The sequence below is a fragment of the Streptomyces pallidus (ex Mingjun et al. 2026) genome (genome assembly GCF_051550185.1).
Taxonomy (GTDB): Bacteria; Actinomycetota; Actinomycetes; order Streptomycetales; family Streptomycetaceae; genus Streptomyces.
Map to the genome: position 1 here is coordinate 852,711 of NZ_CP196181.1, position 22,918 is coordinate 875,628.

Genomic DNA, 22,918 nt, shown 5'->3' on the forward strand with positions numbered 1-22,918 from the left:
GCCGGGTCGAGGGGCGGGGCATGGCCCGACCCCTCGGCCCCGGCTGCGGCTCCGGCCCGGCTAGGAGTGTGGGTCGGTAACGAGCAAGCGGCTCCGCTCCCGTGATCGGCGGATCGGTCGCAGCTGGTCCGTTGGGGCCATGCAGGCGTCGAACGCGTAGTGCTGGAACAGGTTCGCCAGCACGGGGGACACCGGGGCGCCCTGCGGCGTCCCCATCTCCCGCTTCACCAGGGAGCCGTCGGGCGTGACGAGCGGGGCAGCGAGCCACCTGCGCAGCGTCCGCGGGGTGCCGAACGCGGGCAGCGGGCCTCGATCCGGGAGGACCCGCTCGATGCGCCGTGTAGCGTCCGCCGGTTTCACCAGCACGGGCAGGCGCCTGTCGGCCGCTGCAGCTTCTCCGACGAACTGCTGGGGGTCGATACGGCCGTGTGTGACATCGGGCCCGTTGAACGGGCGGACTCAGGCGATGTGGCGTAGAAGACTGACGCGAAGCTCGCCGTCGAGGAGGTCGTCCAGCCGGGCTGCGAAGTCCTGTAGGTGGGCGGTCTGGAGGTTCGCGGCGTGCTCGGCGCGGCTGCGCCAGATCTCGTAGAAGCAGAACGAGGCGGGGTCGTCCACATCAACGTGCAGCTTGTAGGTGACGCAGCCCGGCTCGCGCGACGTGGGCGCCACGAGCGCTGTGAGTGCCTGGTGCAGAGCCCGCTCCTTGCCGGGCTTGGCCCGCAACTGAGCGACGACTGTCAATGCGTGAGATTCGATGTTCGTCATCAGGGTGGGTGTTCCTGTTCATGGCGCGGTGACCCGTTGCCACCAGCTGCACAGGACGACGCTAGGGGCAAGTAGTCCGGCTATACAGTCCGCTTTCATGGACAATGACCGAACCAATCGAGCCACCGGCCTCCTCATCGAACTGTCCGAGGACGGTGGGTCGCTGTACGAGCGCTTGACGAGCGGGATCAGGACCGCAATCGTGGAGGGCCGCCTGGGACCGGGCCACCTGCTACCCCCGAGCCGCGCGCTGGCTGCCGAACTCGGCTGCTCCCGATGGGTCGTCAACGAGGCGTACACCCAGCTCGCCGCCGAGGGCCAACTGCAGACGCGGCAGGGCTCCGGCACGCGCGTCACGGCCCATTCCACCAGGCCCAACCCGGACCGGGCACCAACGACCCGGCGGGCCCCTTCCGCACTGCCTGTGGTGGCCGACCTCCGGCCGGGCACACCGGACGTGGCCGCATTCCCTGCACCCGGGTGGACCCGGTCCCTGCAACACGTCCTCGCCACCGCCGACTGGGAACCATCGGTCTTTCCGCAGGCAGCAGGGGCGCAGCGGTTGCGGGAGGTCGTTGCCGCCCATCTGAGCCGGGTACGCGGACTGACAGTCGAGGCTGACGAGGTACTCATCACCTGCGGTACCTCCCACGGAGTGTCGCTCGTCGCGCGGGTCCTGGCCGCACGCGGGGTCCCGCACCTGGCTGTCGAGGATCCCGGCTGGCCCCGTCTGCACCAGGTCGCGGCCGCCGCCGGCCTGCCCACCGAGCCGGTCGCCGTGGACGCCGAGGGCCTCGACGTCGAGGCGCTGACTCGAACAGATGCCCGGGCGGTGCTGTGCGCGCCGGCCCATCAGTTCCCCACAGGCGCGGCCCTTTCCCCCGCACGCCGGAGGGCTTTGCTCGCCTGGGCCGTGCAGCGCGCCTCCGTCATCGTCGAAGACGACTACGACGCCGAGTTCCGCTACGACCGCAGACCCGTCGGCGCGCTGGCCGGCCTCGACCGTAACCTCGTGGTCTACCTGGGCTCGGTCAGCAAGACCCTGCATCCCGGACTGCGTCTGGGCTGGATGGTCCCACCGCCGGCGCTGCGCCAACCGCTGCTCGACGCCCTCGACACCGCGGCCGCCGGCCCCAGCACCCTGGACCAGCTCACCTTCGCCAGGCTCGCCGGCACCGGCGGCTACGACAAGCACCTACGTCGCGTGCGCAAGACGTACAGGGCCCGCCGCGACGCCCTCGTGACTGCGCTGGGCAGCCATGCCGTCATCCGCGACTGCGGCCCGGTCCGCGGCATCGCCGCAGGCCTGCACCTGTTGGTCCCCCTGCCCCCCGGACTCCACGACCACGTGATCGTCGAGCACCTCGCAGACCGCGGCATCGCCACCGCCGCCCTCTCCGGATACACCACCCGGCGCCACCCGCCGGCCCTGGTCATCGGCTACGGCCGACTCGCCCCGAGCCGCGCGCAGTGGGCAGCCGAACAGATCGCGGAGGTCCTCCTCGACCAGCTACTGACTTCGGCCAGCTGACCCAGCCGGGCTCCCCCGCCACGTCACGAGCCCCGCCCGCCGGACACCCGGCGGGCAGGCCCCCGCCAGCCGCACATGCCCCAACACCAGCTGCGACCGATCCGCCGGTCACGGGAGCGGAGCCGCTTGCTCGTTACCGACCCGCACTCCTAGTAGCCGGCGTCCGGGGCCTCGATCTGCGTGCGGCGGCGGACCTGGTCCTCCTGGGCCAGGCGCCGCAGCAGTTCGAGCACGGGGGCGGACAGGGCGAACACGACGACCGCCTGCTCCGCCAGCGCCGCCGAGTCGCAGAAGGCGGCGGCGCGGCGCAGGTCGAGGCGGGCGATGGAGTCGGCCAGCTCGGCGTAGGCGAGGAGGCCGTCCGGCCGGTACGCGGCATCGAGCCGCCTGAGCTGCTTGAGCGCCGTGGTGAGCCCCCGTACGTGCGGGGAGGTGTCGGGGACCTGCCAGTCCATGGCCGCGATCAGCGCGGCGACGTCCGCCTCGGCGGCCGTCTCGGCCTCGGCCTCCTGCTCGGAGTCCCCCGCGGGCGCCTCCGCCACCGGTACGGGCAGGGCGTAGCTGATCGCGCCGAGGGCGGCGTCGGTGGTGTCGGCGCGGTCGACCGCGGCGAGGACCTCACGGGTGGCGGCGATGGAGAGCCCGCCCAGGCTGGTGAGCGCCTTGATCAGCCGGAGTCGGTGGACGTGCTCCTCCCCGTACTCGGCGAGGGTCGCGGCCGTGGCGCGGCCGGCGGGCAGCAGACCCTCGCGGCGGAAGTACTTGATGCTGGCGACCGGCACGCCTGTGCTGCGGCTGAGCTCCGAGATCCTCATCGGCTACCTCGCTGTGGTGCGGCCGGGCAGGACCGCCGCCGTCGTCGTCGATTGGACACCCTAAGAAGATACTGCCACTATCTAGTTCTGGATACCTTGAATATCTAACTACTCCATGTAATCACCCTGGAGCTGCCATGCCTTCGCCCCAGCCGTCCGCCCCGTCCCCCACAGCACCCTCGGATCCCTCCTCCGTCCTGCGCAGCCCACGGCTGTGGCTCGGCACGGGTGCGATCCTCGCGGTGGTCTCGACGCTGTTCGCGCTGCTGTACGTCGGCGGCAACGTCAACCCGAAGGGGAACCTGCGCGACCTGCCCGTCGCGCTGGTCAACAGCGACCGGGGCGCCGACTCGGGCGGCAAGCACGTCAACTTCGGCGAGCAGGTCGTCACCGGGATCCAGAAGTCCGCGTCGGCCAACAAGAGCATCTCCTGGCAGGTGCTCAGCCGTACGGAGGCCGACGAGCGGCTCGGCCAGGGCAAGCTCTACGGCGCCCTCGTCGTCCCGGAGGACTTCACCGCGTCGGTGTCGGCCCTGGCGGCACCGCCGGCCCCGGCGCAGGGCCAGACCAGGCCCCAGGGGCAGGCACAGGGGCAGCCCCAGGCCCAGCCGCAGGGTCAGGGCCAGGCGCAGCCCCAGCCGGTGCGCCCGAAGCTGACGGTGCTGACCAACCAGTCGGCCGGTAGCTTCGGCTCGTCCATGGCCTCCCAGGCGAGCCAGCAGGCCGCCCACGCCGCCTCCGCGCAGCTCGGCAAGGAGCTCCTCGCCCGGGTGTCCGCCCAGGGTGCGGCCGCCGCCCAGATGCCCCCGGCCGCCAAGCTGATGCTGGCCGACCCTGCCGCCGTGGAGGTCGCCGACGGGCACCCGGTCGGCGCGCGCAGCGCGATGGGCCTGAGCGCGTTCTACTACGCCCTGGTCCTGCTGGTGTGCGGCATGCTCGGCGCCAACGTGATCAACTCCCAGGTCGACAACGCGCTCGGCTACCTGCACACCGACTACGGCCCGATCCGCCGGCGCACCCCGGTCCGGCACACGAGCCGTGTGCGCACCCTGGCCATCGGCGCCCTCATGATGGCGGGCCTGTCGGTCGTGATGGGCTCCCTGGTCGAGGCCACGACGGTGGGCCTGCTCGACATGGACGCCTCCCACCTGGGCCTGCTGTGGCTGTACTCGGTGGCGACCATCGCGGTCGTCGGCATCAGCGGTCTGGCCCTGCTGGCCGCCTTCGGCACGCCCGGCATGCTGATCTCCACCATCGTCTTCATCGCGATGGCCGTGCCGTCCTCCGGTGCGACCGTGCCGCTGGAGGCGCTGCCGGGGTTCTTCCGTACGCTCGCCGAGTTCGAGCCGCTCCGCCAGCTGACCGGCGGCCTGCGCTCCATCCTGTACTACGGTGCGCAGGGCGACGCCGGCCTCACCCGGGCCTGGGCCGCCATGGGGATCGCGCTCGCCGTCTCCGTGGTGTTCGGCTTCGGCGTCACCCGCTTCTACGACCGCAAGGGCCTGCACCGCATCCCGCAGAACGCCGAGGCCCCGGCCGCCTCCCCGGCGCCCGCCGCGGTCTGACCACCGGTTCCTCCCCTTCGGGCCGCGCCCTTCCCGGGCGCGGCCCGACGTGCGTTCCGCGTCAGCCGCGGGGCGTCCAGAGATCGACCAGGCGGGCCGCCTTCCACGCGAGGCTCCCCCACCCGCCGTTCACGGCGAACACGGCGATGGCGCTGGTGGGGAAGGACTTCCCGAGGCGGGCGACCAGCGGCTCCGGCCCGTCGCCGCACAGGCCCACCGCGAGCTCGTGCACGGCCGGGTTGTGGCCGACGACCAGCAGACCGGTCAGCTCGTCCGCCTGCTCCCCGAGCACGCCGAGCAGCTCCTCCGCGTCGGCCTGGTACAGCCGGTCGTCGAAGACGGTGGGTGGGGGGTCGGCGAGCGCGGGGAGCATGAGCTGCCAGGTCTGCCGGGTCCGCCGGGCCGGCGAGCACAGCGCGAGGTCGACGGCGAACCCGAACGCGGCGAGTCTGCGGCCCGCCTCCGGGGCGTCGCAGCGCCCCCGGTGGGCGAGCTCGCGCTCGAAGTCCTCCACGTCCGTGGCCTCTCGGGGCACCGCCTTCGCATGGCGGACCACCACGATCCGGCGCTCGCTGTCCGGCACCGTCCACACCTCCCATGGCCCGGCCCGCCGGTCCCCCGCGCGGCCCCGTGCCGGGCGCTCCTCGTCCTCGGCGCCCCGGGTCCGGAACCGCCCCCCTCCGCCTTCCCCGGCCGGGCCCGCGGCAAGCGCGGCCGAACGGTGGACGCGCAGGGCGGCCTGAAGCAGACCCGGCCCGACCGGCGGCCGACGGCGGCCGGTTTTCGCTCGGGTGGGGCATGCAGAATCGATTAACTGCATGGCGTTCGGGAAGCCGGCCGTGCCCGTCGCCTACCGTGACCGGCGTTGCTCCAGCCGCCCCGGCCCACGCCGGACCCCCGAAAGGTGATCGAGGCATGAGCCAGTCCACCCGGGCAGTCGGCCGCGGACTCGACGCCGCCGGCACCGCCGCGCCGGCCGTCGCCGGGGTCGCCGAGAACCTCCGCTTCCTCGCCACCCACACCCTGCCGGCTTTCGTCCGCGGGTTCGTCAACGCCCGTCCAATCGTGGTCAAGGCCTATGCCGCGGTCGGCCAGCCCGCCTGGTCGGCGGCCACCCTGCGCGCCCTGCGGGCCCGCCACGGCGGTGCGCCCGTGCTGCTCAAGGGCATGTCCGGGCCCATGCTCGTCCTCCTCGACGAGCCCGAACTCCGCCAGTTCTACGCCGAACCCGTCCGTACGCTGGCCATGGACTCCCCCGACAAGACCGCCGGCCTGGCCGTCCTGGAGCCCACCGGGGTCATCTGCTCGCACGGCGAACTCCGCGAACAGCGGCGGCAGGTCAACGACGAGGTCGTCGCCGCCGCCGAGGCCGTGCACCCCTGCGGTTCGGAGTACCTCGCCGTGGTCGCGGACGAGTCCCGGCGGCTCACCTCGCGCAGCCTCCTCGACACGCCGTCGCTGGAACGCGCGATGCAGCGGGTGACCCGTCGGATCGTCCTGGGCGATGCGGCAGCCGACGACCGGCAGCTCACCGAGTGGCTGTTCACCCTGCGCAACGAGGGCAACTGGATGGGCAAGCGCCGCAAGCAGACCCAGGCGGCGCGGAGCCTGTACGCCCGGGCCAACGCGCGGATCGCCGCCTACGCCGCGGCGGCCCCCGCCCACACCCTGGCCGCCCGGGCCCTCGCCCACCCGGACCCGGACGGCACCCTCGACCCGATCGGCCAGACCCACCACTGGCTGCTCGCGCTCGACGCGCTCGGCCCCGTCGCCGCCCGCACCCTGCTGCTCATCGCCACCCACCCGGCCGAGCAGGAGGCCGTCTTCGGCGAGGTGTCCGCGGGCGGCGGCCCGCTCCTGCCCCGGCTGCAGGCCTGCGTCCGGGAGTCCCTGCGGCTGTTCCCCCTGGTGCCGGACCTGGTACGCGTCACCCGGGCCTCCACGACCTGGCGCGGCGTGCCCTACCCGGCGGGCACGTCGGTGCTGGTGCCCGCCCTGTTCCACAACAGGGACCCGCACCGGGTGTCGGCGCCCGACGCGTTCGTACCCGGCCGCTGGCTGGCTCCCGGCGCGACCGGGATCCTGCAGTTCGCGCCGTTCAGCCACGGCGGCGGCCGCTGCCCCGGGGAGAACCTGGGGCTGCTGGTGACCACCGCCCTGTGCGCCGAAATCCTGCGCGCCGACCGCCTGACCGGGGCACGGCCCGCGCTGCCGTCCTCGGGCCCGCTGCCGCTGCTCGTGGACACCTCCGGCATCCGGCTGGGCCTCGTCCCCCGCTGACCGCCGACCTGCGCCGACACCCCGCCCGCCCGTTCCTTCCCGCTCTTCGCCCGCCGAGCCGGAGACCGCCGGCCGGCCGAGACCACGAGGCCCCGATGACCGACACCGCCCCCACCACCCGCACCGCCGCCCCCGTACCCGAGACACCGCAGCAGCCCGGCAGCTGGGTGACCGCGCCCTACGGGCCGGCCGGACTGCTGGAGCGTCTCGGCTCGGCCGCCTTCGCCGGGATCAACGCCCACTGGGAATGGCACGAACTGCCCCTGCCGCTCGCCCTGCTGAACCTGCGCACCCTCCGCGAGGACCTGCGCCGCAAGAACCTGTACGACACCTTCGGCGCGGGCGGCGAACGCCCCCGCCGGGCCACCACGCACCTGCTGCCCTACCGGTCGTACGACGGCTCCGGCTACGACCCGTACGACGAGGACATGGGCCGGGTCGGCACCCGGCTCGACCGCAACGCCCCCCTGGACCTCTCCTACCCGGAGCCGGACGCGGAGCTGATGAACCCGAGCCCCCGGGAGATCAGCCGGCAGCTGCTGGCCCGCCGCTCCTTCGTGCCGGCCACCACGCTGAACCTCCTCGCGGCGGCCTGGATCCAGTTCCAGATGCACGGCTGGGCCAACCACGGCGACAACACCGCCGAGGACCCGTTCACCGTGCCCCTGGCCCCGGACGACGACTGGGAGGCCCGGGGCGGCACCTGCCCCATGCGGATCAACCGCACCCAGCCCGACCGGGTCGCCCACACCACCCCCGACGCCCCGCCCACGTACGAGAACACGGTCACCCACTGGTGGGACGGCTCCCAGCTGTACGGCAGCGACGAGGAGCGCTGCCGCTCGCTGCGCACCGGCGAGCACGGCAAGCTGGTCCTCGGCGCGGACGGCCGGCTGCCCGCCGACCCCCGCCCGGGCCGGGACTGCCTGGACTGGACCGGGATGAACCACGACTACTGGGCGGGCCTGTCGCTGCTGCACCACCTGTTCACCAAGGAGCACAACGCGATCTGCGACATGGTCCGCTCCCACCACCCCACCTGGGACGACGAGCGGATCTTCCACACCGCGCGGCTGGTCAACACCGCCCTGATCGCGAAGATCCACACCGTGGAGTGGACGCCCGGCATCCTCGACACGCCGGCGCTGCACTACGCGATGAACGCCAACTGGTACGGGATGCTGCCCCGCTGGGTGAGCAAGCGGTTCGGCCGGATCGGCTCGGGCGAGATGCTCAGCGGCATCCTCGGCTCTCCCACCGACCACCACACGGCCCCCTACTCGATGACGGAGGAGTTCGTCTCCGCGTACCGGCTGCACCCCCTCATCCCCGACGAGCTCGCCGTGCACGACCACCGCGGCGGCCGGCTGCGCCGCACCATCGGCTTCGACGAGATGCAGGGCCGCACCACCCGCACCGCGATCGACGAGTTCGGGATGAGCGACCTCCTGTACACCTTCGGCACCTCACACCCCGGCGCCCTGGTCCTGCACAACCACCCCGACGCGCTGCGCAACCTGCTCCGGCTGTCCGGCGAGCGCATGGACCTCGGGACCGTCGACATCCTGCGCGACCGGGAGCGCGGCATCCCCCGCTACAACGCCTACCGGCAGATGCTGCGCAAGCGGCCCGTCACCTCCTTCGAGGAGCTGACGGGCGGCCATCCGGACGACACGCCGCTGATCAGGGACCTCTACGAGGGCCGGCTCGACCGCGTCGACACCCTCGTCGGCAATCTGGTGGAGCCGCGGCCCGAGGGCTTCGGCTTCAGCGACTCCCTGTTCCGGATCTTCATCCTGATGGCGAGCCGGCGGCTCAAGAGCGACCGCTTCTTCACCACCGACTACCGGCCGGAGGTGTACACCGCCGAGGGCCTGGAGTGGGTCGACCGCAACACCATGGTCACGGTGCTGCTGCGGCACCACCCCGAACTGGCCCCCGCCCTGGACGGCGTCACCAACGCCTTCGGGCCGTGGAAGGGCCTGTAGGGCACCTGCCCCCGGCCCCGCGCACGGCGCCGTCGGCTGCGGGACGGCCTGCGGGACGGCCGCGTAAGGGGCCGCCCGCGGGGCCGCCCGCGGCCGGCCGGTCACCGTGCGTGTCGGGAGCCCGGTGGGCCGTGCGGAGCGGGTGGGGGGACCATGGGGGGTGTGGACGATCGACGTCGTCCGGGTCCGATCCGGGTGGGTGGCCCATGCGTGAGCAGACCTCGATGGAGGAGCTGATCAGCGGCGCCGCGCAGGACGCCGGCGGGTGGCTGGGCGCGCTGCCGGTGGCCCAGGTGGCGACGGGCTCCGACGGCCGGATCGTCCGCTGGAACCATGCCGCCCAGGAACTCCTGGGGTACCCGCCTCCGCAGGTGCTGGGACGGCACATCGCCGACCTGCTGCACCCGGGCGCCGACCGCAGCCTGGGACGGGCCCTGTGGGAGACGGCCGCCACCGGGCGCGGGGTGATGGGCACGGTCACCGCCTGGCACCGCGACGGGCATCCGCTGGAGCTGGAGATCTGGGCCTGCCCGGTGCCCGACCGGAAGGGCTCGGCGTCGGCGGTGCTGGTGTTCGCCGCCGAGGCGCACGCCGCGCGCCGGGTCCGCGGGTCGTCGGCGGTGTGGGAGGGGCTGTTCGCACGCTCCCCGGTGGGGATCGGCATCCTCGACACCCAGCTGCGCTTCCTGCTGGTCAACCCGGCCCTGGAGCGGATGAACGGCCTGCCGGAGTCCTCCCACATCGGGCGGCGGCTCGCCGAGGTGCTGCCCCAGGTGAACGCCGCCGAGATGGAGGAGGCGATGCGGGAGGTCCTGGACACCGGCGAGCCGCTGCTGGACCGGCGGCGCCGGGGGCGTACGCCGGCCGACCCGGACCACGACCGGGTGTGGTCGTGCTCCTACGTCCGGGTCGAGGACCCCTCGGACCGGCCGATCGGGGTGATCGCCACGCTGGTGGACGTCACCGAACAGCAGCGCGACCACACCGCCGCCGCGGTGGGCCGGCGCCGGCTCGCCCTGCTCAGCGAGGCCAGCGTACGGATGGGGGCCAGCCTGGAGCTGGAGCGCACCGCGCAGGAGCTGGCCGACCTCGCCGTGCCGCACCTCGCCGACGTGGTGACCGTCGACGTGCTGGAGAGCCTGGCCCGCGGCGGCGAGCCCGGCATGGGCCTGACCTCGGGGGCGGAGCTGCGGCGCCTGGGCAAGTCGCCGCTGACCGGGCGGGCGCTCGGCGACGTCCTCGCCCCGATCGGGAGGACCCTCGTCTTCCCCGCCGGCGCCCCGTACACGCAGGCCCTCAGCGTCCGCCAGCCATACGTCCTCGCCCGCTTCGACCAGCGGGCCGTCGCCCTCGCCGCACGCCGCACCGACAAGCCGGCGCAACTGCTCAAGGCGGGCGTGCACTCGTTCATGATGGTCCCCCTGGTCGCCCGCGACCTGGTCCTGGGGGTGGCCACGCTCTACCGGATGCGGCCCGTGGGACCGTTCGGGTCCGACGACGTCGTCCTCGCCGGCGAGCTGGCCGCCCGCGCCGCCATCAGCATCGACAACGCCCGCCTCTACCAGCACGAGCACGAGACCGCGGTGCTGCTCCAGCGCAGCATGCTCCCGCAGCACATCACCGCGCCGACGGACATCGAGGTGGCCCACCGCTACCTGCCGGCCAGCGACATCAACGAGGTGGGCGGCGACTGGTACGACGTCCTCCAGCTTCCCGACGGCAGGGCCGCGCTGCTGATCGGCGACGTCATGGGGCACGGCATGGCCGCGGCCGCGGTGATGGGCCGGCTGTCCGCGAGCGTACGGGCGCTGGGGCGCCTGGACCTGCCGCCGACGGACATGCTGCACCAGTTGGAGGCGGCCCTCGCCGACCTCGCCGAGCCGATGCTCGCCACCTTCCTCTACGTCACCTGCGACCCGCGGACCGGCGAATGCACGATCACCCGCGCCGGGCACCCCCCGCCGGTGGCGGTGCGACCGGACGGCACCGCCCAGGTGGTCAGCAGTCCGCCCGGGGTCCCGCTGGGCGTCGGCGGCATCGACTTCACCACCACCCGCCTGCCCCTGCCGCCGGGATCCCTGCTGGTCCTGTACACGGACGGGCTCATCGAGGCCCGGGGCACCGACATCGACGAGCGGCTCGGGGAGCTCACCCGGCTGCTCACCGAGCCCCACCGCCCCCTGGACCAGCTGTGCGACACCCTGGTCACGGGCCTGGTCCCCGCCTCGGCGGACGACGACATCGCCATCCTCATCGCCCGCATCGGCACCTGACGCCCCCTCGCCCCCGTGGGGGACCCGCCCCGCTCGGCCCCGACTCGACGCGTCCCGGTCCGTACCGTCCGACCCAAAGGCGGAACGGGGTGGTTTGATGCCGACTCAGGGGTTTTGTGGCCGTTGATCGACCTTGAGGACGTCACCTGTGCTGCGCAAGCAGAAGCGAGCCCCGGGAGCCGCTCCGGGGCCGGCGCTGCCGTGGTGCCTGGCAGCGGGGTTCTTCCTCGTGTACGCCACGCTGTCGGTGAGGCTGCACCGGCGGATGCTGACCTCCGGCTACGACCTCGGGATCTTCGAGCAGGCCGTGCGCTCGTACGCGCGGGGCCACCTCCCGGTGTCCGCCCTGAAGGGGCCCGGTTTCAGGCTGCTGGGCGACCACTTCTCCCCGGTGCTCGCCACGCTCGCCCCGTTCTACCGGCTCGTCCCCTCACCCGTGACCCTGCTGGTCGCGCAGGCCGCCCTGCTCGCCGTGTCCGTGGTGCCGCTGAGCCGCTGGGCTCACCAGGCGTACGGTACGGCCGCCGGGCTCGTGGTCGGCCTCGGGTACGGGGCGTCCTGGGGCATCGCCACGGCCGTCGAGTTCGACTTCCACGAGATCTGCTTCGCCGTCCCGCTGCTGGCCTTCTCGGTCACCGCCCTGGGCAACGGGCGTTGGCCCGCCGCGGCCGCCTGGGCCCTGCCCCTGCTGCTGGTGAAGGAGGACCTCGGGGCGACGGTCGCCCTGATCGGCGCCTACATCGCCTGGCGGGGGCCCCGGCGGCTGGGGCTCGCCACCGCCGCGGCCGGGATCGCGGGCACCCTGCTGGAGGTCCTGGTGATCATCCCGGCCTTCAACCCCGAGCACCGCTATGCCTACACGGGCGTCCTGACCGGGGACGGCGCGGGCGGCGGGGCCCTGGCCCGCCTCCTGCACCTGCCCCTCGACCTGATCACACCGCAACCCAAGGCCACCACCCTGGTCCTGCTGCTGGCCCCGGTCGCGTTCATGGCGCTGCGCTCTCCGCTGATCGCCCTGGCAGTGCCCACGCTGGCCTGGCGCTTCCTCTCCGACACCCCCGCCTACTGGGGCACCGTCTACCACTACAGCGCCGTCCTGATGCCGATCGTCTTCGGCGCGTTCGTCCACTGCCTGGGGCTGTGGGCGCCCGGCGACTCGGCGCAGGACCGCCGGACCGTGCGGGTCGCCCTCACCCTCAGTGCCGCCACGACACTCCTGCTACTGCCGCAGTTCCCGCTGGCCCGGTTCGCCGACCGGGCGACCTGGCAGACGCCGCCGCGCGCCGCCGCCGCCCACCGCCTGATGGACCGGATCCCCGACGGCGCGACCGTCGCCGCGTCCAACCGGCTGGTCCCCCAGCTCACCGACCGCTGCACGGTCACCCTGTTCGGCTTCCCCGGCATCCCGCTCACCGCCGAATGGATCGTGGTCGACGCCCAGGACCCGATGGGCTTCCCCCTGTCGGCCGAGGACGAGGCCCGGGCGCTCCGGGACGCCCGCGACGCCGGCTGGCGCACCGTCGCCGAGGACGACGGATTCGTCCTGCTGCGCCGCTCCCCGGCTGCCTGAGGCCGGCACGGCCCGAGGATCAGGCCGGGGGCGGGTGGTCGGGTGACGGACCTCGCGTCCGCCCGCCCTTGCGGGGCCGCCGACCGCACAGGAAGATCATCTGGACTTGCCGGAACGGGGCCGGCGAGGGCGCCGGCCCTGATCGGGAACGCGGGCCGCCGCAGGCCGTACGACCAGGGGGGCCGGTGGGGTTCACCGCCATACACCAGGACTGGGGACGACTCGACTCGACGCTCGACGACCTCGGGTGCGGCCGTTCCTGGGCCGACGTCCACCGCGCCAAGGGGATGGAGCTGACCTGCCCGGAGTGCCGCGGCCAGGTCTTCGCCCGCGTGTCGCAGCACCGGGCCCGGCACTTCTACCACAAGGTCCGGCCGCCCCACTGCGCGCTGGCGTACGAGTCCCCCGAACACCACCTGCTGAAGCTGGAGCTGGCCATGGCGGCCCGGGCGGCGGGGTGGCACGCCGAGCTGGAGGTCGGCTCCGCGACCCGGGACTGGCGTGCGGACGTCCTCGTCCACGACGACCGGGGCGAGCCGTTCATGGCCCTGGAGGCGCAGCTGTCCCCCATGACCGCGGACGACGGGCTGGCGCGCACCGCCCGCTATGCGCGCGACGGCGTCGCGGTGTGCTGGGTGGCGCTGCACCACCGCCCGTGGCAGCGGGTCGTGCCGTCGCTGCAGGTGTACCCTCCGCCGGGGCGCGGGCAGAGCTGGACGGTGCACCACGGGATGGCCAGGTACGTCTGGACTCCGCGCACGCTTCGGGCCCCCGCGACGTGGGAGCACATCAGGCGCCCGCTCGGCGATGCGGTCGCGTGGATCCTCGACGGCCGGGTCCGGGCGCACACGGGGCGGGACGGCTCGGTGTGGTGGACGGCTCCCGCGTACCTGGACCTGGCCGTGGCGCGGGCGCGTCTGGAAGCCGAGGCGGAGGCGGAGGAGCGGGCCGCCGCGGCCGAGCAGGCCCGGCAGGAGGCCGAGGAACGGGCGCGGCGGCGGGCCGAGTCGAGGGCCCTGCGGGAGGAGCAGGAACGGGCGGAGGAACTGGAGCGGCAGGAGGAACTGGCCCGGCTGGCCGGCTTCTTCGCCTACTCCGGGATCGACCCCGCGCAGTGGGGCGCCTTCACCGGGATGGTGCGGGACGCCTCGGGGAAGCGGGTGTTCTTCGGTGACCAGAGCCGCGCGCACGGCGACGGGTTGCTGGTCCACACGGTGTCGAGGCGGGAGGGGATCCGTAGGCTGGCCGGGGTCGTCTGTCCCCGCCCGGAGGCCCTCGGGGCGTGGCCGCACGACCTGACGGTACTGGTCCCGGGCCAGGTGTGGCTGGCCCGGATCCGGGCCGCCGCGCGGACGCCGCTGAAGGTCGCCGTCCTCGACCCGACCACCGGGCACCGCGCCTTCGTACGGGTCGCCCCCGACCCCCGCCCCGGTGGTGCGGGTCCGGAGGCCGGGTAGGCGGCGGGGGTGCTCCGCGGGCGGTGCAGCGCTCAGCGTGCGCGCTGGTCGATGAGGGCGGCCAGGCCGTCCAGGATGCGCTGAAGGCCGAACTCCCAGGCCTGGTCCTGCCCGTGGGACGCGGCCGCTGACTCCAGGGCCGTGGTGAGCGCGGGGAAGCGCTCGCCGTGCTCCCGCATCAGATCGCCCAGGATGACGCCCAGTTGCGCCTCCAGGTCGCCCCCGGGGCCCGCGGCCCGGGCCTGCTGGGCGAGGGAGCGCAGGTGGCCGGCCAGCAGGGCGGCGGCGTCCATCCGTTCGGCGCCGGTCAGCCCCGTACCGTCCAGGGCGGCGACGGCGCGCTCCAACCAGGACAGCTCCGCGGGCCCCATGACGCGCGGCCCGACGGTGGCCTCCAGGATCCAGGGGTGCCGGGCGAAGGCCTCGCCCAGTCGGCGCGCCCACTCCTCCAACTGCCCGCGCCAGCCGCCGGAGCGCGCCTGCACGGCGGGGCAGTCGCCGATCGCGGCGTCGACCATCAGCGCGACCAGCTCGGCCTTGCCCGGCACGTACCGGTACAGCGCCATCTTGGTCACGCCCAGGTGCGCGGCGACGCGCTGCATGGACACGTCGGCCAGGCCTTCGGCATCGGCGATGTCGATGCCGGCCCGTGCGATGCGCTCCGGATCGAGCGTCGGCCTGGGGCCCCGTCCGCGCTTCGGGGGCGGACCCCACAGCAGCCGCACCAGTTCGGCGTGCTCACCACCCATGCCTGCCGCTCCTCTCCCGTTTCGTCCTTGCGCAAGCAACTGCGTCTACGGTACACAGTAATTAATCGTGTCCGTCGGACACAGTTTTAGAGCGGAGCAGACCGTGACCGTGCACAAGTCCCCGGCCGTCAGGACCGTCCTCATCTCCGGCGCGGGCATCGCCGGACCCGCGCTGGCCTACTGGCTCGGACGCCACGGCTTCGAACCCACCGTCGTCGAACTGGCGCCGGCCCTGCGCCCGGGCGGGCAGGCCGTCGACTTCCGCGGCTCGGCCCACCTGACCGTCCTCGAACGGATGGGCCTGCTACCCGAACTGCGCCGCATCCGGACCGGGGGCAGCCCGATGCGCTTCGTCGACGAGCGCGGCCGGACCCTGCTGCACCTGCCGGCCGAGTTCGCCGGCGGCGAGATCGAGGTGCCCCGCGGGGACCTGGCCCGCGCGCTGTACGAGCACGGCCTCCCCCGCACCGAGTACGTCTTCGGCGACTCGATCACCCGCCTCACCGAGACGCCCTCCGGCGTGCAGGTCGATTTCCGCAGCGGGACCTCGCGTGAGTTCGACCTGGTCATCGGCGCGGACGGGATCCACTCCACCGTCCGCCGCCTCGCCTTCGGACCGGAGGAGGACCACGTCAGCCACCTCGGCTACTACGCCGCCACCTGGCAGCTGCCCAACGTCCTGGGCGTGGAGAAGGGCTCCGTCGGCCACAACGCGCCCGGGCGGCTCGCCTCCGTGGGCGCCGACCACCGGGACCCGAGCCGGGCGGGCGCCTTCTTCGTGTTCGCCGCGCCCGAGCTGTCGTACGACCGCCACGACCCGGAACAGCAGAAGCGGCTGCTCCACGACGCGTTCTCCGGCCTCGGCTGGGAGGTGCCCCGCCTGCTGGACTCGCTGCGCGGGGCCCCCGACCTGTACTTCGACTCGATCAGCCGGGCGGACGTCGCCGCCTGGTCGAGGGGGCGCGTGTGCCTCATCGGTGACGCGGCCTGCGGGGCCACCATCGGCGGCATGGGCACGGGAACCGCGGTCGTCGCCGCGTACGTGCTGGCCGGCGAACTCGCGCGGGCCCGCAACGACCACCGGACGGCCTTCACCCGGTACGAGAACCGGCTCCGCGCATACGCCGAGGGCTGCCAGGCCGGCGGCGACCGCACCGGGAAGTTCCTCGCCCCCGGCACCGCGACCGGCATACGCCTGCGCAACACGCTGCTGTCCCGCCCCTGGCTGCTGAACCGGATGCTCAGGATGGGCGAGCGCGTCAGCAGCACCGTGGACCTGCCCCACTACGGCGCGCAGCCCGACGCCGCCGGCCACGCCGGCCGGGGCGATCGCACCGGCCGGATCGGCCGGGTCGCCTGATCCCCCGACGGCCCGGACGGTCAGCGGCACCCCAGGTAGGCGTCGAGGGCGGCCGCCCCCGCCAGCATGGCCCTGCCCCGCACCGTCAGCCGGTCGCGCCACTCCCGCAGCGTCGCCCGGAGCGGCTCCGGTCCGCCCGCCGTCCGGACCCGCTCCAGCACCCGCGCGATCTGCTCCAACCCGTGCCCGCCCCGCCGCAGCTGGTGCGCCAGCTGCGCGTCGCGCACGTCCGCGGGGGTGTAGACCCGGTAGCCGGTGAGCGGGTCGCGCCCGGGCACGACCAGCCCCGCCCGCTCCCACGTGCGCAGGGTCGCCGGCCGGACACCGAGCCGGTGCGCGAGCGGTCCGATGAACGTCGTCCCCGGCTCGGGCCCGCTCGGTGGCACCAGGTCGTGCAGTGCCCGCTCGACCTCCTCGAGGGTGCGCCTGTCGCCGGCCAGTTGGGCGTGGCTCCCGTCGATCAGCCGCAGCGCCTCCTCGACCGCGTCACCGTTCACCGCCCGCATGATCGCCGTCGCGGTCGCGTGGCCGTGCGCGGGGGCCAGCGCCAGGAAGGCCCGCAACGCGGCCGCATGGCGCGGGGCGTAGACGCGGTAGCCGCTCGGCGTGCGCTCGGCCGGCGGGAGGATGCCCGCCTCCTCGTAATTGCGCACCGCCTGCGTGGACAGACCGTGCTCCCGCGCCAGATCGACGGGCCTCAACCCCATTGTGAAGCGTGCTCCGTCCCAGTGCCCAGAACTGCGCCAGAAGTCTAGCCCCCCGCCGAAGGGCTCGACCGGACGGAACCCCGCCCCCGGCCGACCACGCGTACTCCTCCGTCGACCCGGCCACCGTCGGCCAGACGACGCGATCGTCTTCGTCATCGACATCCGCCCCACCCGCGCCCGCCGACCCGGGGGCGCCGCGGGCGCGCGGCATCTGCATCGAGGGGGCACACCGCTTCGCAAGGCACGACACCGCACCGCACCACACCGCACCACTTCGCACCGCACGGCATTCGCTGTCCGCGAGGGGGAGTTGGCATGGATCCGATCGTGCTGGCGGCAGGTACGGCGCTGGTGGGCGCCATGGCCTCGGACGCCTGACAGCACGCGAGGGACGCGGCGGTGGCCCTGTGGCGGCGGCGGGCCCGACCGGCGAGCGACGTGGCCCGGACCATCGGCACCGAACTCGACGTCCTGCGCACCCGGATACGGGCCGCGCGGGCCGAGGCCGACGAAGACACCGAGGAGGCCCCTGCGCGGGGCCTGGCGGCTGCGCCTCCAGCGCCTACTGGCCGCCTATCCCACGCTCGCCGCAGAACTGCGGCTCTGCTCGACGAACACCTGACCCCGGCCGCCGCACCCGAGCGGGACGTGGAGCGGGTTCGCCGTCGGCCGGACCGGGCTGTGGATCAGCGGGCTGCTGCCGTGGCGGCTCTTCGCGTACCTGGACCAGGCACACCGGCTCGGCCTGCTGCGCCAGCCGGGGGACACCTCCCGGTTCGGGCACCGCCGCTGCCTTCGTCGCCGGGTGCGTCGCCGTCCTGGGCTGCACCTTGGTTACCACGGCTCACCTCGGAGGACATGGCGCCGTTCCTGCCCGGCTCGCACCGCAGGGAACACGGCCACGGCTCCGGTCAGTGCCTGGGGGAGACGTCGCGCGTGAAGGTGTCGACCACCGTCTACCGGCCGGGCAGCACGCGATCGGCCACCGCGTGGGCGAAGGAGGAGCTCAAGGACGAGGCCGACCCGGCGTACGTCGTCGCCTCCTACACGTCGGCCGTGCCCGGACTCGGAGACCAGGCGGTCTCCGTCCTCAGGAAGCCGGACTGCAACGTGCGTGCCTGGCAGCACCTCGCCCGCGCCGCGGTGTCGCACCTGTCGGCGGTAGGCCCCGCCGGGCACCGCTGAGGGCAACGCCCCGCTGAGGGCAGCGCGGCGCTGCCCTCAGCGGTGCCCGGTACGGGGCCTGGGCGGTATGTCCGGGCCCCGTACCGAGGTCCCGCTCCCGCACCCGTCAGGGAGCCACGTACGCCGCGAGGTGTTCGCCCGTCAGGGTGGAGCGGGCGGCGACCAGTTCGGCGGGGGTGCCCTCGAAGACGATCCGGCCGCCGTCGTGGCCCGCGCCGGGGCCGAGGTCGATGATCCAGTCGGCGTGGGCCATCACCGCCTGGTGGTGCTCGATGACGATGACCGACTTGCCGGAGTCCACCAGCCGGTCGAGCAGGACGAGGAGCTGCTCGACGTCGGCCAGGTGGAGGCCGGTGGTCGGCTCGTCGAGGACGTAGACGCCGCCCTTGTCCGCCATGTGCGTCGCCAGCTTGAGGCGCTGCCGCTCGCCGCCGGACAGGGTGGTGAGCGGCTGGCCGATGGTGAGGTAGCCGAGCCCGACGTCGGTGAGCCGCTGGAGGATCCGGTGCGCGGCCGGGGTGTGCGCCTCGCCGGCGGCGAAGAACTCCTCGGCATCGGTCACCGACATCGCGAGCACCTCGCTGATGTCACGGCCGCCGAGCCGGTACTCCAGCACCGCCGGCTGGAACCGCTTGCCGTCGCAGTCCTCGCAGGTGGTGGCGACCCCGGCCATCATCGCCAGGTCGGTGTAGATCACTCCGGCGCCGTTGCAGGTGGGGCAGGCGCCCTCGGAGTTGGCGCTGAACAGCGCCGGCTTCACCCCGTTGGCCTTGGCGAAGGCCTTGCGGACCGGGTCAAGGAGCCCGGTGTACGTGGCCGGGTTGCTGCGCCGCGAACCGCGGATCGGGCTCTGGTCGACGGACACCACGCCCTCGTCGGCCGGGATCGAGCCGTGGACGAGGGAGCTCTTGCCGGAGCCGGCGACGCCGGTGATGACGGTGAGCACCCCGAGCGGGATGTCCACGTCGACGTCGTGCAGGTTGTTCGCCGTGGCGCCGCGGATCGCCAGCGTGCCCGTGGCCTCGCGGACCGTGTCCTTCACGGCGGCCCGGTCGTCGAGGTGGCGGCCGGTGACGGTGCCGCTGCTCTTCAGTGCGGCGACGGTGCCCTCGAAGCAGACGGTGCCGCCTTCGGTGCCGGCGCCTGGGCCGAGGTCGACGACGTGGTCGGCGATCGCGATCGTCTCCGGCTTGTGCTCGACGACGAGCACAGTGTTGCCCTTGTCCCTCAGCCGCAGCAGCAGGTCGTTCATCCGCTGGATGTCGTGGGGGTGCAGGCCGACGGTGGGCTCGTCGAAGACGTACGTGACGTCGGTGAGCGAGGAGCCGAGGTGGCGGATCATCTTCACGCGTTGGGCCTCGCCACCGGAGAGGGTGCCGGACGGCCGGTTGAGGGAGAGGTATCCCAGGCCGATCTCCGTGAACGAGTCGAGGGTGTGCTGGAGCGCGGTGAGCAGCGGGGCGACCGAGGGCTCCGTCAGGCCGCGGACCCATTCGGCCAGGTCACGGATCTCCATCGCGCAGGCGTCGGCGATGCTGACCGTGCCGATCCTCGACGAGCGGGCGCCCTCGCTGAGCCGGGTTCCGTCGCATGCGGGGCAGGTGGTGAAGGTGACCGCCCGTTCCACGAAGGCCCGGATGTGCGGCTGCATCGCTTCCTTGTCCTTCGACAGGAACGACTTCTGGATCTTGGGGATGAGCCCCTCGTAGGTGAGGTTGACGCCGTTGACCTTGACCTTGGTCGGTTCGCGGTAGAGGAAGTCCTGCATCTCCTTCTTCGTGAACCTGCGGATCGGCTTGTTCGGGTCGAGGAAGCCCGACTCGGCGTAGATCCCGACGGTCCACACGTTGTCCGACTTCCAGCCGGGGATGGTGAACGCGCCCTCGGCGATCGACTTGGAGTCGTCGTAGAGCTGGGTGAGGTCGATGTCGGAGACCGTGCCGCGTCCTTCGCAGCCCGTGCACATGCCGCCGGTGCGCTCGTACGTCGCCTTGACGGTCCTGGTCCTGGCGGCGCCGCGGTCGACGGTGAGCCCGCCGCTGGCCCGGACCGAGGCGGTGTTGAACGAGTACGCGCTGGGCGGGCCGATGTGCGGACGGGCGAGCCGGCTGAAGAGGATCCGCAGCATCGCGTTGGCGTCGGTGGCGGTACCGACCGTGGAGCGGGGGTCGCCGCCCATGCGCTGCTGGTCGACGGTGATCGCGGTGGTCAGGCCGTCGAGGACGTCGACCTCGGGTCGGGCCAGGGTGGGCATGAAGCCCTGGACGAAGGCGCTGTAGGTCTCGTTGATCAGCCGCTGCGACTCGGCGGCGATCGTGTCGAAGACCAGCGAGCTCTTGCCGGAGCCGGACACTCCGGTGAACACGGTCAGCCGGCGCTTCGGGATCTCTATGCTGACGTCCTTGAGGTTGTTCTCGCGGGCGCCGACCACGCGGATCAGGTCGTGGCTGTCTGCGGCGTGCGGTGCGGGCGACTGCTGGTTCCTGCTCGTGGCCATGCTCTGGGTCTTCTCCATCTGTGCGGCCGGCGGGCCCGGTCGGACGGTCGGGCCGGTCGGGCCGGTCAGGCCAGTTCCTGGATGCGGATCAGGTTGCCCGCGGGGTCGCGGAACGCGCAGTCGCGGATGCCGTACGGCTGGTCGGCGGGCTCCTGGACGACCTCGGCGCCGTCGGCGGCGACGCGCTCGAAGGTGCCGTCGACGTCGGCGGTGGCCAGGAGGATCCCGGCGTAGGTGCCCTTGGCCATCATCTCGGAGATGGTGCGGCGCTCGTCGTCGGTGACGCCGGGGTCGGCGGCCGGCGGGTGCAGGACGATGGAGGTACCCGGCTGGTCGGGGGGACCGACCGTGATCCAGCGCATGCCGCCGTACCCGACGTCCTTGCGGACCTCGAAGCCGAGGGTGTCGCGGTAGAAGGCCAGGGAGGCCTCCGGGTCGTCGTGCGGGAGGAAGCTCGCGTGAATGCTGATGTCCATGACCGTCACGCTATCCGCGGCCCCGTGCCTGCGCTTCTCGATTCCTGATCGGCCTGGTTACCTGCTTCGCGACGCACGAGGGGATGCCCTCCGTGGCGCCCGCCGCCACGCGCCGGTAGGCGCTCGGCGGCATGCCGACCAGCTCCGTGAAGCGGGTGCTGAAGGTGCCCAGCGACGCGCAGCCGACCTCGAAGCAGACCTCGGTGACGCTGAGGTCGCCGCGGCGCAGCAGGGCCATGGCCCGCTCGATGCGGCGGGTCATGAGGTAGCCGTACGGCGACTCGCCGTAGGCGCGCTTGAACGCGCGGCTGAGGTGCCCGGCCGACATGTGCACGCCGCGGGCGAGGGCCTCCACGTCCAGCGGCTGCGCGTACTCGCGGTCGATCCGGTCGCGGACCCGGCGCAGCAGGGCGAGGTCGCGCCGGTACTGCGAAACGGCCGGGTCGGAGGCGCTGGTCACACGGTCTGGTTTTCCGGTCACCCGGAAAATCGTGCCACACCCGCGTCCTCCACGGCGGCGACCTCGACGGCCGGGCCCTCGACGGTCTCCTCGCCGGGCCGGTCGAGCCGGTCGACGAGGATGACCGCGACGTCGTCCGCCAGGCAGCCCTGGGTGTGCCGGACCAGCCCCTGGTGGAGCCCCTCCAGGAACGCCTCGGCGGTGTGGTCGTGCATCTCCTCCATGGCCTCGGGCAGGGCGAAGAAGGCGTTGTCGGGAGCGCGGGCCTCGATGACCCCGTCGGTGTGCAGCAGCAGCCGGTCGCCGGGGGCGAACGGGTAGCTGTCCGCCTCGCCCGGCGGGTCGGTGAGGAACTCCTCCAGGCCGAGCGGTGGCAGGGGGGAGGTGGGCGACAGGGCGCGGACCTTGCCGTGGCTGAGCAGCAGCGGGGGCGGATGGCCGCGGTTGACGACCTCGACGGCGGGTCCGTCCCGTACCTGCGCGACGACCGCGGTGACGAAGCGCTCCAGGGCGCCGTCCCCTCCGGACGCGTCCGCCAGGGCGGCGTCGCGGCGCAGGGCCTCCCCGCAGTGGTTCATGACCTCCACGAGTTCCTCCTCGTAGTGCGCGGCCTCGCGGAACGCACCGAGGACGACGGCCGCCGCCCGTACGGCGGGCAGCCCCTTGCCCCGGACGTCGCCCACGATCATCCGGACCCCGTACCGGGTCTGGACGGCGTCGTACAGGTCGCCGCCGATCTGCGCGCCCTTCTCGGCCGCCAGGTAGAGGCTGGCCGCGCGTACGGGACCCAGCCGGTCCGGTACGGGCCGCAGCAGGACCTCCTGCGCGGCGGAGGCGATCCGACGGATCTGGTTGAGCTCGTTCTGCTGGCGCGTGCGCGCGGCGCGACTCGTCATGAAGCCGGCGACCGATACGAGGAGCAGGGCCAGGAAGTTGGTGTAGACCTGCTGGCTGCCCCAGGCGTGGTTGTGGGTGGCGGTGGTGGTGCTCACCGCGACGGCCAGCAGCACCGCGGCGAGCGTGCCCGCGGGGCCCATGGTCACCGCGGCCAGGGCCGGTGTCGCGACCAGCATCGGGCCGGTGTAGATGAAGTGGAGGGGGGTGAGTTCGACGACGAGCACCAGGAGCGCGAGCACGAAGGGCACGCACTGCGCGAGCACGAAGAACATCTGGTGTCGACCGCCGTCTCCCGGTCCCAGGGGCAAGCGGAGGAGGAGCGCCCTCATGGCTCAAGCCT

Annotated in this window: 18 protein-coding genes; 9 read left to right on the forward strand and 9 right to left on the reverse strand. The window is 73.4% G+C overall.

Going from position 1 to position 22,918, the window contains the following annotated elements; genetic code table 11:
* Nucleotides 1-459 precede the first annotated feature (459 nt).
* Nucleotides 460-744 carry a putative quinol monooxygenase gene (locus ACSHWO_RS03565; protein ID WP_438310010.1) on the reverse strand — a complete coding sequence of 95 codons (285 nt, stop codon included), beginning with the start codon at nucleotides 742-744 and terminating at the stop codon, nucleotides 460-462.
* A 121-nt stretch (nucleotides 745-865) separates the two neighbouring features.
* Between ACSHWO_RS03565 and ACSHWO_RS03570 the strand changes: the two genes are divergently transcribed.
* Nucleotides 866-2,299 (forward strand): PLP-dependent aminotransferase family protein, encoded by a 1,434-nt coding sequence (locus ACSHWO_RS03570; protein ID WP_438310011.1) that lies wholly within the window; start codon nucleotides 866-868, stop codon nucleotides 2,297-2,299.
* Nucleotides 2,300-2,448: 149 nt separating this feature from the next.
* Here the strand turns inward: ACSHWO_RS03570 and ACSHWO_RS03575 are convergent, their stop codons facing one another.
* A complete protein-coding gene (locus ACSHWO_RS03575) occupies nucleotides 2,449-3,114 on the reverse strand; it encodes a MerR family transcriptional regulator (protein WP_438310012.1) in 666 nt (221 codons plus the stop codon).
* A 137-nt stretch (nucleotides 3,115-3,251) separates the two neighbouring features.
* On the opposite strand from ACSHWO_RS03575, the gene ACSHWO_RS03580 reads away from it, so the two are divergent.
* On the forward strand, nucleotides 3,252-4,679 hold the full coding sequence (locus ACSHWO_RS03580; RefSeq protein WP_438310013.1) for a YhgE/Pip domain-containing protein: 1,428 nt from the start codon (nucleotides 3,252-3,254) through the stop codon (nucleotides 4,677-4,679).
* Between the two features lie 61 nt (nucleotides 4,680-4,740).
* Here ACSHWO_RS03580 and ACSHWO_RS03585 read toward each other — a convergent pair whose 3' ends face one another.
* Nucleotides 4,741-5,262: a SixA phosphatase family protein gene (locus tag ACSHWO_RS03585; protein WP_438310014.1), complete on the reverse strand. Its 522-nt coding sequence runs from the start codon at nucleotides 5,260-5,262 to the stop codon at nucleotides 4,741-4,743.
* 332 nt (nucleotides 5,263-5,594) lie between these two features.
* On the opposite strand from ACSHWO_RS03585, the gene ACSHWO_RS03590 reads away from it, so the two are divergent.
* From ACSHWO_RS03590 to ACSHWO_RS03610, 5 genes are all read left to right on the forward strand, one after another.
* Entirely contained in the window at nucleotides 5,595-6,959 is a 1,365-nt protein-coding gene (locus ACSHWO_RS03590; RefSeq protein WP_438310015.1) for a cytochrome P450, read from the forward strand.
* Between the two features lie 95 nt (nucleotides 6,960-7,054).
* On the forward strand, nucleotides 7,055-8,947 hold the full coding sequence (locus tag ACSHWO_RS03595) for a peroxidase family protein (RefSeq protein WP_438310016.1): 1,893 nt from the start codon (nucleotides 7,055-7,057) through the stop codon (nucleotides 8,945-8,947).
* A 206-nt stretch (nucleotides 8,948-9,153) separates the two neighbouring features.
* The gene (locus tag ACSHWO_RS03600; protein ID WP_438310017.1) at nucleotides 9,154-11,220 is read left to right on the forward strand and encodes a SpoIIE family protein phosphatase; all 2,067 of its coding nucleotides are present in this window, start codon (nucleotides 9,154-9,156) and stop codon (nucleotides 11,218-11,220) included.
* Nucleotides 11,221-11,368: 148 nt separating this feature from the next.
* Nucleotides 11,369-12,790, forward strand: coding sequence for a DUF2079 domain-containing protein (locus tag ACSHWO_RS03605; protein ID WP_438310018.1), 1,422 nt, complete (start codon nucleotides 11,369-11,371; stop codon nucleotides 12,788-12,790).
* Between the two features lie 185 nt (nucleotides 12,791-12,975).
* Complete coding sequence (locus tag ACSHWO_RS03610; RefSeq protein ID WP_438310019.1) at nucleotides 12,976-14,247, forward strand: competence protein CoiA; 1,272 nt, start codon at nucleotides 12,976-12,978, stop codon at nucleotides 14,245-14,247.
* Nucleotides 14,248-14,279: 32 nt separating this feature from the next.
* Here ACSHWO_RS03610 and ACSHWO_RS03615 read toward each other — a convergent pair whose 3' ends face one another.
* Complete coding sequence (locus tag ACSHWO_RS03615) at nucleotides 14,280-14,996, reverse strand: TetR/AcrR family transcriptional regulator (RefSeq protein WP_385804189.1); 717 nt, start codon at nucleotides 14,994-14,996, stop codon at nucleotides 14,280-14,282.
* Between the two features lie 103 nt (nucleotides 14,997-15,099).
* Here ACSHWO_RS03615 and ACSHWO_RS03620 point away from each other — a divergent pair, with 103 nt between their 5' ends.
* Nucleotides 15,100-16,356 carry an FAD-dependent monooxygenase gene (locus ACSHWO_RS03620; protein ID WP_438310020.1) on the forward strand — a complete coding sequence of 419 codons (1,257 nt, stop codon included), beginning with the start codon at nucleotides 15,100-15,102 and terminating at the stop codon, nucleotides 16,354-16,356.
* Nucleotides 16,357-16,376: 20 nt separating this feature from the next.
* On the opposite strand, the gene ACSHWO_RS03625 is transcribed toward ACSHWO_RS03620, so the two are convergent.
* Nucleotides 16,377-17,063 (reverse strand): TioE family transcriptional regulator, encoded by a 687-nt coding sequence (locus ACSHWO_RS03625; protein WP_385804195.1) that lies wholly within the window; start codon nucleotides 17,061-17,063, stop codon nucleotides 16,377-16,379.
* Nucleotides 17,064-17,921: 858 nt separating this feature from the next.
* On the opposite strand from ACSHWO_RS03625, the gene ACSHWO_RS03630 reads away from it, so the two are divergent.
* Nucleotides 17,922-18,248, forward strand: a complete 327-nt coding sequence (locus tag ACSHWO_RS03630) for a hypothetical protein (protein ID WP_438310021.1) — start codon at nucleotides 17,922-17,924, stop codon at nucleotides 18,246-18,248.
* A 106-nt stretch (nucleotides 18,249-18,354) separates the two neighbouring features.
* Here the strand turns inward: ACSHWO_RS03630 and ACSHWO_RS03635 are convergent, their stop codons facing one another.
* The 4 genes from ACSHWO_RS03635 to ACSHWO_RS03650 form a co-directional block, all read right to left on the reverse strand.
* Nucleotides 18,355-20,745 carry an ATP-binding cassette domain-containing protein gene (locus ACSHWO_RS03635; RefSeq protein WP_438310022.1) on the reverse strand — a complete coding sequence of 797 codons (2,391 nt, stop codon included), beginning with the start codon at nucleotides 20,743-20,745 and terminating at the stop codon, nucleotides 18,355-18,357.
* Between the two features lie 65 nt (nucleotides 20,746-20,810).
* On the reverse strand, nucleotides 20,811-21,221 hold the full coding sequence (locus tag ACSHWO_RS03640; protein ID WP_361085305.1) for a VOC family protein: 411 nt from the start codon (nucleotides 21,219-21,221) through the stop codon (nucleotides 20,811-20,813).
* 10 nt (nucleotides 21,222-21,231) lie between these two features.
* Nucleotides 21,232-21,681 carry a helix-turn-helix transcriptional regulator gene (locus tag ACSHWO_RS03645; RefSeq protein ID WP_385804698.1) on the reverse strand — a complete coding sequence of 150 codons (450 nt, stop codon included), beginning with the start codon at nucleotides 21,679-21,681 and terminating at the stop codon, nucleotides 21,232-21,234.
* A 17-nt stretch (nucleotides 21,682-21,698) separates the two neighbouring features.
* The gene (locus ACSHWO_RS03650) at nucleotides 21,699-22,907 is read right to left on the reverse strand and encodes a PP2C family protein-serine/threonine phosphatase (protein ID WP_438310023.1); all 1,209 of its coding nucleotides are present in this window, start codon (nucleotides 22,905-22,907) and stop codon (nucleotides 21,699-21,701) included.
* Between the last annotated feature and the right edge of the window lie 11 nt (nucleotides 22,908-22,918).

Excerpts from the sequence above, each read along its gene's own strand:
- ACSHWO_RS03575 (WP_438310012.1), bottom strand. The coding sequence starts at position 3,114 with ATGAGGATCTCGGAGCTCAGCCGCAGCACAGGCGTGCCGGTCGCCAGC.
- ACSHWO_RS03600 (WP_438310017.1), top strand. The coding sequence starts at position 9,154 with ATGCGTGAGCAGACCTCGATGGAGGAGCTGATCAGCGGCGCCGCGCAG.
- ACSHWO_RS03615 (WP_385804189.1), bottom strand. The coding sequence starts at position 14,996 with ATGGGTGGTGAGCACGCCGAACTGGTGCGGCTGCTGTGGGGTCCGCCC.
- ACSHWO_RS03625 (WP_385804195.1), bottom strand. The coding sequence starts at position 17,063 with ATGGGGTTGAGGCCCGTCGATCTGGCGCGGGAGCACGGTCTGTCCACG.
- ACSHWO_RS03595 (WP_438310016.1), top strand. The coding sequence starts at position 7,055 with ATGACCGACACCGCCCCCACCACCCGCACCGCCGCCCCCGTACCCGAG.
- ACSHWO_RS03650 (WP_438310023.1), bottom strand. The coding sequence starts at position 22,907 with ATGAGGGCGCTCCTCCTCCGCTTGCCCCTGGGACCGGGAGACGGCGGT.
- ACSHWO_RS03590 (WP_438310015.1), top strand. The coding sequence starts at position 5,595 with ATGAGCCAGTCCACCCGGGCAGTCGGCCGCGGACTCGACGCCGCCGGC.
- ACSHWO_RS03570 (WP_438310011.1), top strand. The coding sequence starts at position 866 with ATGGACAATGACCGAACCAATCGAGCCACCGGCCTCCTCATCGAACTG.
- ACSHWO_RS03580 (WP_438310013.1), top strand. The coding sequence starts at position 3,252 with ATGCCTTCGCCCCAGCCGTCCGCCCCGTCCCCCACAGCACCCTCGGAT.
- ACSHWO_RS03640 (WP_361085305.1), bottom strand. The coding sequence starts at position 21,221 with ATGGACATCAGCATTCACGCGAGCTTCCTCCCGCACGACGACCCGGAG.
- ACSHWO_RS03635 (WP_438310022.1), bottom strand. The coding sequence starts at position 20,745 with ATGGCCACGAGCAGGAACCAGCAGTCGCCCGCACCGCACGCCGCAGAC.
- ACSHWO_RS03630 (WP_438310021.1), top strand. The coding sequence starts at position 17,922 with ATGGCGCCGTTCCTGCCCGGCTCGCACCGCAGGGAACACGGCCACGGC.